Raw genomic sequence first — 14,366 nt, forward strand, 5'->3', positions numbered from 1 at the left:
GGGGTTAATCATTATTTGCCTTCTGCTGCTTTGATCCTTTTTTGCCATTCTTCGCTTTCCTTCTTCATGTCATATCCCTGGGCAGAGAGGTAGTTATTAATACGACCTTTGTATTTACCAAAAATGGCGTGTTTTTTATCTGATGATTCGGCATCTATCGCATGCTCGCGCGCTTCTACCAACCAGGTTTTGATCTGGGCTTTTTGTACATCGGTAAGCGTTAATACTTCTTCCAGATAGGCTTTGTAAGTAATTGGCAAAATATTGTAAGTCATCAGGTCCTTTACCTTTTCAACCTGGGTGGGATTTAAATTGGTATTTAATTTAGCCAGGTATTTGTTATGTGATTGATTTAACTGCACCTGAACAGCGGTATCCAGTACAGCTATTTGCGCGTTTGCGGCGGTTTTATCTGCTCCGGCCTGCTCTTTTATTTGTTTCGCCTTTGCATTGCGTGCATCATGGATATCGTTAATCACACGGTATTGATCTACAACAACATTTAAAACTCTTTTATACTTTACAGAATCTGTTATGCCCAGGGCCGACACTATTTTATTAGAACGCTCGGTTATTACCTGGGTATATTGGGCTGCTTTCTGTGCCGGGGTGGCGGCATCCTGAGCCTTAACCTGGGTGGCCGTTATCAGCGCCAATCCCGCTATCAATAGTTTTATCGTCTTCTTCATGTTATCGCTGTTTTATCCTTTATAACTTATATCTCCACAAAAGTGAACTTCCAAGCCCAATTCAGCCATTGCGGCCGCCTTAATGCGGCATGCTCTGTGTGCGCTGGCTTCGTCGTTGGTATACACCACGTGGATATGATTCGCTTTGTGTCGTGCCATCATCTGATCACGGCTTACGCCTTTTAATACACCATGCATTATCGGCCACTGGGGTGTGGTGACTTGCCAGCGGCGCTGGGTTTCGGCTTCGGGCAGTAAAACAGATTCGCCTACGCCTATATCACAATGTAATTTATTATCCATTATATATACCCTACTCCACACGATATGGCCCGGTTTGCTGATGCCCTTTAAGCTACCACCTCCTAAATGAAAATACATAGTGGGCTGCCTTTCGCTGCTTGCGCCTTTATAACCATCAATTAAATGGGCGGCTGGCACTGCGCCGGATATTAAAAACACCCATACAAAAGCTTCTGTATTTTCATCTTGATAATGTTCTCCCCAACGTAAATCATGCAAGGTATTTTCGCCAGGCATACCCAGGTGTTTCCATAGCTGGTAGGTAAGCAAGGCATCTATACCTGCACACTCATCAACTTCATTAAAATGAGGCAAGGCTTCGCCCGCGTACAACTCCTCCCCTGTTTCAGAAAAAACAGGCGGCCTGTCTTGGTTATTTAAAAGCCCTTCAACCAGATCGCTCGCCACGGTCAGGTCCTTCAACCCTTGCTGATACTGGATGCCAATGGTTTTACATCCAAATTCACTAGCGATGCGTGTGGCCGCAATGTACATTTTACATTGCTCTATGGTTTGGTTTTCGGTCAGTTCGGTTTTATCATCGCTGCCCCAGTTAAACTTCATTCCTTTTTCAAGCAGCCAGGTTAAAACCTGCACAGCTTCGTCGCGACTAACTTTTTGCATCGCTGCGTATAGGGTAGCCTGGCTTAAACGTTCCTTAAAAAAACCTGTGGGATGTAGTAACTCGTCTGGAACGATAGCGTTATACATGCCCATGCAACCTTCGTCAAAAACACCCATAATAGCCTTTTCAGATTTTAGCTGACGCGCAAACGCCCTGCCTTCCATTTCATCTTCAAGAGGTATTTTAACGGTATCGAAATTTTGAACATGACTCTGGTCATGTTTAATGGAGCCAGTTAAAAGCCATTCGTTTAACCCCGCTTCAAAAAAGGTATCGTTAAATCTTTCGCTCCAAAGGGTGCTATACTGAACTCCGGCCTTAGTTAATGATCCGTTTAAATTCAACATGCCAACTAAGCCCGGTGCAGTACCGCTCCAGTTAGCCATGGTGAGTATAGGCCCTTGATGTGTGAACAACCCAGCCAAAACATGGTGAGTATATTGCCACAAGGTTTCAAGTACGATGATTGGTTTAGTGGGATCGATATTGCGAAAAACCTCAATACCCATCTTTTGAGAGTCTATAAAACCATGCTTTTTTTCAGCGTCGTAAGCGTGGGCGCGTTTTAAGCTATATCCTAATTTATCAACGGCAATTGTAAGCAATTGCTCGGCTTTTTCCTGCTCGGCCCAACAGATCTGGTTAGCGGCTAATCTTAAATCTCCGCTTGATACCAGTAAAATTTCTTTTTGTATACCTGACATTTTCAGAACTTGTAATTTTATTAATCTGCTAACAAAAGCGGATTATTTATTAAATATTTGCAACAATCACTCGCAATAAATATCATAAATACTACAGGAGTCGGATTGATTAATTTGTATAATTTATCACGCATTAACTTCAAAAGTTAACACCTATCTATTTTGCAATAATGTATAGCTTATGTTTGCTGGTTTATATTTTAATTGATGCATGCTGTTTTAAAACAGACTTGCTTGAACAAATATCAATCTTCCCCTTGTTGTATTACTGCGAATTGTTATCAACTTATTATACAATCTTAGCATAACACCTACTTTAACATATTGATTAATTTTCATCTGCGAGACTGTTGAAACGCCTTTTAAAATATCTTCTCATTTAGGTTCAGACCACCGCAGCGTATACCTCAGTCCCCACTTACTTGTTTTGTAAATTATCACCGCCAGGTCGATTCCCATTTTTAAAAATCCAGCAAACCACGATGCCAATAATGTACAGTTAACAAGTCATGATAAAATTCAGACAGTGAGTATATGATACAAAATCGCCATCCGGCGCGAAAGAAACGGGCTTAACAAAGCTATTTATGTTAATTACAACCTATTTTATGTATAATATTATCATTACATTTGAAACGCAAACCAAGCCTTGGGAAATGCCCCGCATGAGCGATACCAAACGTGGCAATTTACCTATAACCAATTGAGAATACTTGATTTATAAATGCTATGAAACCCCATTTTTTAAAAGTACCCACTAAGCCTCAGCATTCTTTTCATATCAGGCGCGATATTCAGCCTAACTTTAGGGGGATATGGCATTACCATCCCGAACTGGAACTGCATTATATTATCAAAGGTGAAGGACTCCGGTTTATCGGGAATAATATCAATAATTTTTCGTCAGGTGAAATTGTTCTTCTTGGAGAGAATCTGCCACATTGCTGGCGATGCAAGGAAGAATACTTTCAGCATAATCCCGATTTAAATATCGAGGCCATCGTAATTCACTTTTTACCCGACTGCCTGGGTAAGTATTTGCTGAATTTGCCCGAAACTTATCTATTACCCAAATTATTTGAGCGTGCTAAAAACGGGATAGTGATACAGGGAGAAGCACGGGAAAAGTTAAAGGTATTGATGGAATCGGCCATTGATGCCACCAATTTAGACAAGATACTGGTGTTTCTTTCTATCCTGAAGGTACTAGCCGAAAATGAGGATTTTACAAGTATTACGGCACCTCAACAGGCATTCCACCAGTCTAACGAATCGGAAACCATCCGCTTGAATAAAGTTTGTTCGTACACTTTAGTTAATTATAAAAAAGAAATCAGCCTGGCCGAAATTGCTTCAATCGGCAACCTGAGCATCACCTCATTCTGCAGATATTTTAAGCTGATGACCAAGAAAACTTATTCTGATTTTCTGACCGAGATCCGTATCAGCCACGCTTGTAGATTTTTAATTGAGGATAAACTACCTACCGAGGTACTTTGTTTTGAGTGCGGTTTTAACAACGTATCTAATTTTTACCGTCACTTTAAAAAAGTAACCGGGATGACGCCTTTGGAATATAAGCGTAAGTACCTGCAAAATTAATAGCCCTACCTCGCGGGGAGGGCTATTAAGCTAAGAATTTGGGCTTTTATAAGGATGACCTACTCACGCAAAGGCCTCAATCCGTTAAGAAATAAAAGATGTAAATACAAGATGCTCTGCGCTTTGTAATCGCTCGTATAGTACACACCCCTCCGCCCCTCTCAAGAGGGGAATCGCACGGCCCGCCGCTTTTATTTTATATTTATTTGATAATAAGAACGTTATCTTGATCCCCTCTCGAGGAGGGGGCGGGTTTGGCTTGCGGCTGCATGGGGGTGTCTCACCATGCGACGAACTCTGCCCCCCCTGTGCGCACTGCTAACTTAAGCTCAAATTATCATTCCTGCTTTCCGCAGACACCGTATTAGTTGCCATTAACGATCACAATTTAGTATACCTGAACCTCTATTCCAATCTGGCTCTGCAGGTTGGCATAGTCGGTATACAGGCCGTCTATTTTTGTCTGTATGGCATTGGTGAATGTTCCAACGTTTCTGCGGGTAAAGGTGGATATGTTTAGGCCGCGTTTGTTCAAATAATACTTGGCCACTATGGGATATACATTATGCATCACATCCATGTTGTCAATTAAAAACTGCTGTACCAGGCCAACCTCCTGCTGTAAGTGTTGATTGGCGTAATTATCGCAAAGCCAAACAATTAACTCGGGGAAATAATTACCCTGGATGCAGGATAAACCTGCCGAACCGGCGCGCAGTGTATCTACAGCATGGCCCATGTAAGCATCGTATAAACCAAATTCCGGATGATGATTGCCCGCTTTTAGTTTTTCTTTCACTTGTTCAATATCAAGGCAGGTATCTTTATGATAAATTACCCTGCCGCTATCTACAAAACGGATCAACTGCTGCGGCGATAACACCCTTTTATACGGAACGGGGCATTCATAAAAACCTAAAGGGATGTTGCCCGTCAGGTCGAACAATTGAAAAACGCGTTCATCAAAAATCGCATCTGCTTCCTTTTCGTCTGCCAGTAAACCAGTAATTACGATCACGGCGTTGGTACCTGTATCGCTTACTTTTTTTACAAACTCAGCCTGTTGGGCTATAGGGCCGCCAAATGTACCGGTGGCTACCACGGGTACTGCACCGTTTACTATTTTAATAACGTGCTTAATCAATTGCAAACGCTCATTATCGCTTAACTCAAACATCTCGCTCGAAAGGCAATTGGCAAATAGCCCCTTTGCTCCCGCCTGCAAGTAGGTTTCCGTAAGTTTGGTTAAAACGTCGTAATCAATTTCGCCGTTATCTTTAAACGGGGTTAACATTACAGGGATAAAGCCTTTTTCTTTTTGTTCCATAGTTATTGTGTTCAATTTCAATGATCCAGCCATTGAGTTATGATGCTGCTGTACTGCTTGTTGATTTTCTGAGCCTGGTAAGTAAAATCCCTATTAAAAAAATGGATAAGCTGCCTACAACAATAATCATGTTGGTATGCAGCGAACTGCGCAGGGCTGGGTATTCAGCCGGTATGATGTTGGGGAACGTCATCCACAAAATAATGATACCGCCAATGATAGATGCTATCAAAGCCTCGTGGTTACGGGTTTGTTTACTGATGATGCCTAACAAAAATAGCCCCAGCATCCCGGCTGCAAATATGCCTGAAAGTTGCCACCAGATATCTAAAATGCTCTTTACGCCTATCATCGCTATCCCGGTACCCATACCCAGGATGCCGAAAATTACGGTAGCGATGTGCAGCAGGTTGAGTGTTTGCCTTTCGTTAACGCCGGGCTTAAAATAGCGTTTATAAATATCGACCGTAAAAACAGTAGCCGAGGAATTCATGCCAGAGCTGATGGTGCTCATGGCTGCTGATAGTATGGCCGAAACAATTAGCCCCACTAAACCAGCCGGAATTTTGGTAACCATAAAGTGTGGCATCACCTTATCGCCGTAGTCTGCGGGTTGCAGGTGAGCTGCCATGTTGGCTATTTGCGCGGCTGTAGCATTTACCGGGAGCCGTTCGATAGCTGCCTGGTGTTTAATTACTTCAATCAGTTCGGGATGAACGCTATAGTAGGCGTACAGGCACGAACCGATGATAAAAAACAGGAACGACGCCGGCACATAGATCAATACGCACAACCATACCGAACGCGATGCCGCCTTTGAGGATTTTGCGGTATGGTAGCGCTGCACATAATTTTGATCCATCCCAAAGTTATTGAGGTTGATAAAAAAACCGTATAGCAGCACTACCCAAAAGGTTGATTTGGTAAAATCGGGCTTGAAACTGCCCAGGCTGAATTTATGCGCGCTATTGCCGATATCGATAATTTTAGAAACCCCACCGGGCATATTGGTAACAATAAGGTAGATAATTAAAATGGCTCCTAAGGTTTTAATGATCCCCTGCACAACCTCGGTCCAGATGACGGCCTTGATACCACCGAGTACCGTGTAAATGATGATAGAGATCCCCATCACAACCATGATAATTTGCATGGAAAAGCCAGTTAAGGCTTGCAAGCTAAGCGCTATACCGAAAAAAACAGAACCCATCCGCGCCAGTTGGGTAAACAAAAAGCAAACTACCACGTAAGTACGCGCCCATGGGCCAAAGCGTTTTTCCAGATGGGTATAAGCCGATATTTGCCCTGTATTACGGTAAAAGGGAACAAAATACTTTGCCGCTACCCAAGCCGCCAAAGGCATGGATAAACTAAACACAAAAGCGTTCCAGTTGGTGCCGAAGGCCTTACCTGGCACGCCTAAAAAGGTATTGCTGCTTAAAAATGTGGCGTAAATAGACAGCCCGATGGCCCAGCCGGGGATTGACCCCGAAGCTTTGGAGTATTGATCGGAACTATCGTTTTTCCTGGAGAAATAAAATCCTACCAGTATCATCCCTATCAGGTAACATATAATAATAGCAAGGTCGACTACAGGCAGCATTTTCATAGATGGTTATAGCTTTGGCGGATTTGCCCGGTTATTCTATTTTTTAAGGAATCAGTCATGGTCAGTTACAGAGATGGCCTGAGGTTAATTTCACAATCAAGCTCCAGCTTCTCCATTGTGTTTCCAAGAATCATTTGCGCGGCTTTAATGCCCATCTGCTCAAAATCGGGTGATATGGTTGTGATGCCATTCAGTATAAATTTTTTCAGCGGCGTTTCGTTATAGGATATAATCCCGATATCGGTTCCTATAACTAATTTTGATCCTTTAATTCTTTCAATCAAGGTTATCAGGTCATGGTCTTCAAGGCAGATAAAAACTTCGCCCTTGTTAATCTCCTCGCTGTTAACATCCTTCACTACCTTACGGTCAAAGGCGTATTGCTGACAAAATAAATTGAAGCCGTTTTTTATTTCAACCGGGAAATAACCATTGTCAGGAAAAACCAATTTAATAGCGTGATACTTGCTTAAGGGCTTAAGCGCTTTTTCGAGCGATTTGTAGATATCTTTTTTAAAGTTCTCGTAAACGGCGCCATGGCTACGGTTAATACCGTTAACGCACTTATCAACTAATATTAATTTATCTTCGGGAATCGTATTAATCAGTTCGCGCGCACCCTCGCCGCCGTCGGCAAAATTTGGCAATATCACATAATGCGAATAACCTTCCCGGCGCGAGCTGATCAATTTTTTGAATAACAGGTAATCGTCGTTATAAACATAAAAATCGATGGTTACCGGTTCGCCCAGGGTTTTGGTAAAAGCGTCGTAGAATCTTTTTTTCCGTGTACTTAACCTATTGATTAACAAAAATATTCTGGGAGGCCTGGCCATTTCGATATCAGTAACATAATAGCCTTTGCCGGGTATAGATGCTAAAATCCCTAATTTGCGCAGGTGCTTATACCCCTTGTCGGCAGTTTCTTTAGAAATCTCCAGGTGATAAGTTAATTCGTGCAGCGAAGGCAGCAAATTATCCTTATGAATTTTGCCGGATAATACAGCTTCCTGGATGGAATTGGCTAATTGTATGTACTTTGGAGTTGATGAATGCCCATCTACATTGATAAAATCAAAATAATTTTGCTGCTTCATAACTACAATATCCCCGTTATAGGCCGTTAGGTTTAACGCGATAAAGCTACTCCGGCAAAACCATCATTTTATATATACATTTCTCCAGATATTATACGATGTTACCATGAGTTAAAGCAGCAAGCATCTACTTGCTGCCGATATTTAATATGGCCGGCTTTAAATTTTTCGCGCTCGCCTTAATTATTATTTTACCGCCCTTTAAACCCGACTGAATAATAGCCAGACACAAGCCGTTAAAAGCTTTATGCTGATTGGCTTTAAAAGGCTCGGTACTGGTTTGCAAACCGTTGTCTACACCGGCGATAACTCCCGGTCCGGTTAGTTCAAATTTGATCAGGTCATCCGCGTCGGGCACCATATTGCCCTGCTCATCCAGTACCCGGGCTGTAATATAGCTCAGATCTTTTCCATCGGCTTTAATAGTGCTCCTATCGGCAATGAGCTGTATGCGTGCAGGTTTACCAGCTGTTTTAACCGACGTTTTGAGTACAACCTTGCCATTTAGTTTTGAAACAGCGCTTAATGTACCGGCTTCGTACGTAACTTTCCAGGCTAGGTGCAGGTCGTCCCCCTGCTTTTTGCGGATACCTAAGGATTTGCCGTTTAAAAATAGCTCAACCTCGTCGGCTTGATTATAATAGGCCCATACGTCAATTATCTGGCCGGGCTGCCAGTTCCAATGCGGTAAAATATGCAATACGGGCTTGGTTGTCCATTCGCTTTGGTACATATAGTACACATCCTTTGGGAACCCTGCCAGATCGATAATACCGAAATACGAACTACGTGCCGGCCAGGGGTACGGTGTTGGTTCGCCTAAATAATCAAAGCCGGTCCAAACAAACAGTCCCGACAGATAGTCATATTTTTTGATGATCTTCCAGGTAGCTTCGTGCGTGGTACCCCAATATGCAGCTACATTATCATAAGCGGAAACCGTGAGATCGGCATTTCCATCTGTAAATTTGGATTTTGAATTGTGAGGCCAGAGCACCGTAGTATCAGATACTTTATCGTAATGCCCGCGCGTTTCCAGGGCCGACATGGTTTCGGTGGCGATAAACTTTTCGCCGGGATAGTTTTTCGGAAAATCAGCGTAAGCTTCCTGGTGATAGTTTAAGCCAACCAAATCTAAAGCGTGCGATTGGTAAATGAAATTCTTTTTAGGATCATTTTCGCTCAAGGCGGAGGTTACCGGGCGGGTATTATCCAGTTTTTTTACGATGCCGACTAATTCTTTGCCAATGCTGATACCGGTGCTGTCAAACTGCTCGCGGATCTCGTTGCCGATGCTCCATATAAAAACGCTCGGGTGGTTCCGGTCGCGTTTGATTTGATCTTCCAGGTCAACTTTATGCCATTTGGCCCAATCCAGATGATAATCAAATTTGTTTTTCTTTTTGGCCCACATATCAAAGGCTTCGTCCATTACTAAAAAGCCCATCTTATCACACAGCTCTAAAAACTCAGGAGCGGGCGGATTATGGGAGGTGCGGATAGCATTACAACCCATCGCCTTTAAAATTTGCAGTTGCCGCTCCATAGCGCGGGTATTTACAGCCGCGCCTAAAGCACCCATATCATGATGCATGCAAACACCCCGTATTTTAAGCGGCTTACCGTTTAACGAGAAGCCTTTATCCTGATCAAATTTGAAATAACGGATGCCGAATGTGGATTGATAGCTATCAACTAATTTGCCAGCTACCAATAATTGCAATTTAACGTGATATAAATAAGGATGGTTAACCGACCATAATTGGGGTTGTTTTATTTTAACATCCGCTTGTGCCTGCCAGCCTTCATCCATATCGTATCTATCGCTCCCAACCAATTTTCCACCTGCATCATAAATAGTGGTTACAAGGCTGGTTCGCTTCATGTTTACCCTGTGAATTTGCGTATTAACATGTATAGTTGCAACATTACCTTCAGCTTTGGGTGTAGTAATCACTGTTTCCCACTGGTTAAAATGGGTTGCGTTTTTACTAACCAACCAAACATTACGATAAATGCCCGATCCAGTATACCAGCGCGAATTAGGCTGCGCAGAATTATCAACCTTTACGGCAATTACGTTGAGCTTGTTACCAAAATACAGGTGATCGGTAAGATCGTATCTGAACGAGATATAACCGTTAGGCCGCTTACCTAAATAATATCCGTTGATCCAAACTTCGCTGTTTTTATAAATACCATCAAAATCAATAAACACATTTTCGTTTTTTGATGACAATGGCATAGCGAATGTTTTGCGATACCAGCCTATACCGGTAGGCAAGGCACCCTCGTTTGTTGTTGAACTATGTTTTTCGCTGAATTGGCCTTCAATGCTCCAATCGTGCGGCAAACTTAGCTTGCGCCACTTTGAATCGTCGAAATCTGGCCGAAAGGCCGTACTATCGTTACCTAAAAAAAACTTCCAGTTGCTGTTAAAATTCTGTGATGCCTGGTGCTCCTGCCCAAAGGCCATCGCGTAGCCCAACAACAAAACAGCGCACAGATATAATTTAAGTTTCATCTTTTTATTGTTTTACCGATCTTGCTTTTCCGGGTGGAGGCGCAATAAAATTCAGCGTGCTTTTGCCCATCTCTTTCGAGGTGGCCACCGCTATTCCACGTTGGTCAGCCTTGTTTACCGCACAATAGTAATGATAAACCACGCCTTTGTATTTTACCACGAAGGATTTATGAGCAAACATGCCATCATAAATTTCAGATGGTTTAATCAGGTCCTCCCCTGTCCAATCGGTCCAGTTCACTAAATCATAAGAGCAGGCAAAGCGGTTAAAGGTACCGCCATGTGTTTTCCAGAATGCTCCGAAATAGAACATCACCCATACATCGCCAATCCGCTGTATATAAGGGTCGCCGGTAATACCTGCGCCGTGGTTTAATACAGGATCTTTCTGGTTGCGGATCCAATTTACCATATCGTTCGACACAGCCATACCAATACGCTCGGCGCCACGTTTTTTATTCACGCTGTCGCCATTGGCATTATAGTACATGACAAAGGGGTAACCTGTAGTTTTGCTTTTATCCCATATCACGGTTTCTTTATACAGGGTATGATTATCCCACCAGCTAACATTACTGTCGGTAGCCATTAAAACCGGCTTGCCCAGGGTTTCCCATTCGTGCGCTGTTGATGGATCTTTATCGGTTGAAGCCATGCTGATGGATAACAAGCCTTTTTCGTAACCGCGTTCGTGCCCGCCAAAGTAGGATAGCCAGTATTGGTTATTAAATTTTTGCAACTCATAAGTACCGCCCCATTTGGTATCCTCCAGTGCAGGATAACCGGCTTTCTGGTTGTTATCCCAATGGGTAGTGTCGGTAAATGATAAAATTCTTCCTTGTGTTTTCCATTTCAGCAGGTCATCGCTTTTAGCTATCCAGGTTTCGTAACCACGGCCGTTAAAAACGATATAGGTCATGAACCATTTGTTGCCTTTACGGAAAACGCTTGGACAATCTATCTTTTTAATATTGCTATCCGGCACCATTACCATGCCATATTTATAAGGTGTTTTAACCTCCTCATAAATTTCTTTCATCCTGCTTTCCGGGACTTTATTTTTGTCAGACTGTGCATATACGCCGCTCAAAAGCGAGCCAATTAACACCAATACTAAATATGCTTTCTTCATAAATATTATTCTGTAACTTTAAAATGATAAACTCCTGAACCGATATTGACCAATGCCCTTGCAATCTCAATTTTAACATGCGGCATTCTTTTTCCATTCCGGATAATTTGAGACGCCCCCTGCACGGGCAGATAAACCAGGGCAGTAGTATTAGCCGGAATCTCGACGGTTAAATCCAATTCCTTATCTTTTTTTACCCATTCGCTTTTGATGGAACCATATACAGAATGATAACTGCCATTGGCTGATGTAATATCGCCAACAATCTCCGGGCGAATCACAATCTTTTTATAAGCCACCACATCATCAGCTGGCCTGATACCCGCTAAACCCGCATAAAACCATTCCATAAGATGCCCGAGCATAAAATGATTATTGGATACCGAAGGCAGGGCTTGCCACGATTCTGTTAAGGCGGTAGCGCCCTTAGCTAACTGGTAGCCATATCCAGGCACGTCGGCATGGTTGTTCATATCGAAAATCACATCAGAGCGTCCTTCATCTTCCAGCACCTTTAATAAATACCGGTAGCCGATATCGCCCGCCGTGAGGCTGTTGTTCCGGCTTCGCAAATCTTTAACGATATTTTCTACCACGGCTGCCTTATCATCTGGGTTAACCAATTTCATGTAAACGGCAATGGCGTTGGCGGTTTGACTGCCTGACCCGTATTGTTTGGTTTCCTTATTAAAAAACTGATTGTTAAAGGCTTGCTTAACTACAGCAGCCAGTTGGGTATAATTTTTAATATCGGCTGGTTTGTTTAGTAGCCGGGCTATATCACTCAGCAGACACAGATCGTAATAGTAAAATGCCGTGGCTGTAATACCTTTGGGTGTGAGCTGCGAAACACCAGGATGTTTGGGGCCGATGTCGTACCAATCGCCGAGGCCTTGTGATAAAATATGGTTGTTGGCTTGTTTGGCCAGATATTCCATGTAACGTATCATCATAGGGTAGCTGTCCGCTAAAACCTGTTTATCGCCATACCATTGATATACATACCATGGCAACAGTACACAATTGCTCCCCCATTCAGGCGAATCGCGGAAGCCACCGTCAAATACCGTAAATTCGGGCGCTATTTCGGGGATCAGGCCATCCGGCGTTTGGGCATCCTTCATATCGTTGATGATTTTTTTACATAACGCAGCGATATCATAGTTGTACTGTAGCGAGTTACCCATTAAATGATCTTCTTCTAACCAGCCTAACTTTTCTCTGTGCGGGCAATCCGTCAGTATGCTCACCATATTGCTCTTGATGGACCAATCGATGAGTGTATTGGTACGGTTAAACAAATCGCTCGAACAACTAAAATCGCCTACGCGTGCCGCAGAATTACGGGTGTGCAGCCCTTGAATATTTACAATTTTCGGAAGATCCCCCGAACTGTTTTTTGATGCACTTAGATTGACCTGCAAGTATCTGAAACCATAATAGGTAAAACGGGGCTGCCAGGTTTCTTCGCCTTCACCCTTTAAAATATACCGGTAATAGTGGCTCCTGCCGGTATTTTTCTGGGTAACCAAACTGTCCTGGTCTAATAATTCGGAGGGTGTAATGATAACTGTATCTCCCCGATTACCCTTAACGGAAATTTGCGGAATACCCGACGCGTTTTGACCGAGATCATAAACCCATTCACCGGCTTTAATTTGCGTTGCTTTTTGAGGAGTAAATACGTTAAATATTTTTACCGGCTCCATATTTTGCGCGTTGAGCACTTTGGGGCCGCTAACAACGATGGCGTTGCTCCAACTTTTATCGTTAAATGAGGGTTGATCCCATCCCGTCTGTTCTTTAGTAGCGTCATAATCTTCACCACCGTAAATGGCTGAAAAAGTGATAGGCCCCGGCGTGGCTTTCCATGATGTGTCGCTCACCAAATCCGCTGATGTACCATCGGTATATTGAATTAACAACCGGCAAATCATTTTTGGATAGCCATAAGCAACCGTAAGCTTGCGGTACCTTCCGCTTGGTGTGAAATAAAAGCCATTGCCTAAAAGTACGCCCACCGCGTTTTTGCCCGGCTTGATTTGCCCGGTAATATCAAAACTAACATATAGGGCCTGCTTTTGATAATCTACCCATCCGGCATCCAAAAAGTGATCACCAACTTTTTTACCATTCAAGTTCATTTCAAAATGGCCTAAACCAGAAATGAATGCCGTGGCGCTTTTAATTTGTTTGGCAATATCGAACTCCTTACGCAGTATTGGCAATATATCTGTACCCGGGGCACGCTTTTTGGCACCTGGCGTTGGTATTGTCGGAAATATCTTCATCGAATCGGGCATATCCTCGTAAGCTATCCACTTCGCCCCCTTCCAATCGGCTGGAGTTAATAAGCCCATTTGCCATTGCGCAACCTTACTCCATAACGAAGCCTGCTTTTTATTATCCCAGACCATTACTTTCCAGTAATATTTTTTAGCAGCCGTCAATGGCTTGCCTATATATGCTATTTGTATCGAAGCATCAGACTTTACCTTTTGAGAGTCCCAGATATTGGCTGTATTTCTTTGTAATAAAACGGAATCGTCGGCAACCAGTATCCGGTAGGCAGATTGCATTACACCTCGCCGACCCGACTGCAACTCCCAACTAAAATGCGGCGATAACGACGAAACACTAATCGGGTTAATCTGGTATTCGCATTTTAAATTGACAACGCTCGTGCCTTGCGCCAGCAGATGCGCCGCCATTAAAATTAAAATACAACTCAATAAATATCGTTTCGCCATAGCA

General features: G+C 43.0%; 9 protein-coding genes. 1 reads left to right on the top strand and 8 read right to left on the bottom strand.

What is annotated here, in order from left to right:
• Positions 1-11: 11 nt before the first annotated feature.
• Both MUCPA_RS33515 and MUCPA_RS33520 read right to left on the bottom strand, forming a co-directional pair.
• Positions 12-689: a DUF3826 domain-containing protein gene (locus MUCPA_RS33515; RefSeq protein ID WP_008512810.1), complete on the bottom strand. Its 678-nt coding sequence runs from the start codon at positions 687-689 to the stop codon at positions 12-14.
• A gap of 12 nt (positions 690-701) precedes the next feature.
• Entirely contained in the window at positions 702-2,321 is a 1,620-nt protein-coding gene (locus MUCPA_RS33520) for a fucose isomerase (protein WP_008512811.1), read from the bottom strand.
• Between the two features lie 729 nt (positions 2,322-3,050).
• Between MUCPA_RS33520 and MUCPA_RS33525 the strand changes: the two genes are divergently transcribed.
• Positions 3,051-3,923, top strand: a complete 873-nt coding sequence (locus tag MUCPA_RS33525; protein ID WP_008512813.1) for an AraC family transcriptional regulator — start codon at positions 3,051-3,053, stop codon at positions 3,921-3,923.
• 388 nt (positions 3,924-4,311) lie between these two features.
• Here MUCPA_RS33525 and MUCPA_RS33530 read toward each other — a convergent pair whose 3' ends face one another.
• The 6 genes from MUCPA_RS33530 to MUCPA_RS33555 form a co-directional block, all read right to left on the bottom strand.
• Positions 4,312-5,250, bottom strand: a complete 939-nt coding sequence (locus MUCPA_RS33530; protein ID WP_040626795.1) for a dihydrodipicolinate synthase family protein — start codon at positions 5,248-5,250, stop codon at positions 4,312-4,314.
• Between the two features lie 37 nt (positions 5,251-5,287).
• Positions 5,288-6,859 (bottom strand): sodium:solute symporter, encoded by a 1,572-nt coding sequence (locus MUCPA_RS33535; protein ID WP_040626796.1) that lies wholly within the window; start codon positions 6,857-6,859, stop codon positions 5,288-5,290.
• Positions 6,860-6,924: 65 nt separating this feature from the next.
• Positions 6,925-7,956 (bottom strand): GntR family transcriptional regulator, encoded by a 1,032-nt coding sequence (locus MUCPA_RS33540; RefSeq protein ID WP_008512819.1) that lies wholly within the window; start codon positions 7,954-7,956, stop codon positions 6,925-6,927.
• A 127-nt stretch (positions 7,957-8,083) separates the two neighbouring features.
• On the bottom strand, positions 8,084-10,480 hold the full coding sequence (locus tag MUCPA_RS33545) for a glycoside hydrolase family 2 TIM barrel-domain containing protein (RefSeq protein ID WP_008512821.1): 2,397 nt from the start codon (positions 10,478-10,480) through the stop codon (positions 8,084-8,086).
• Positions 10,481-10,484: 4 nt separating this feature from the next.
• Positions 10,485-11,612 carry a glycoside hydrolase family protein gene (locus MUCPA_RS33550; protein ID WP_008512822.1) on the bottom strand — a complete coding sequence of 376 codons (1,128 nt, stop codon included), beginning with the start codon at positions 11,610-11,612 and terminating at the stop codon, positions 10,485-10,487.
• 5 nt (positions 11,613-11,617) lie between these two features.
• Entirely contained in the window at positions 11,618-14,362 is a 2,745-nt protein-coding gene (locus tag MUCPA_RS33555) for a family 78 glycoside hydrolase catalytic domain (protein ID WP_040626797.1), read from the bottom strand.
• Between the last annotated feature and the right edge of the window lie 4 nt (positions 14,363-14,366).

It is taken from the genome of Mucilaginibacter paludis DSM 18603 (assembly GCF_000166195.2).
GTDB lineage: Bacteria > Bacteroidota > Bacteroidia > Sphingobacteriales > Sphingobacteriaceae > Mucilaginibacter > Mucilaginibacter paludis.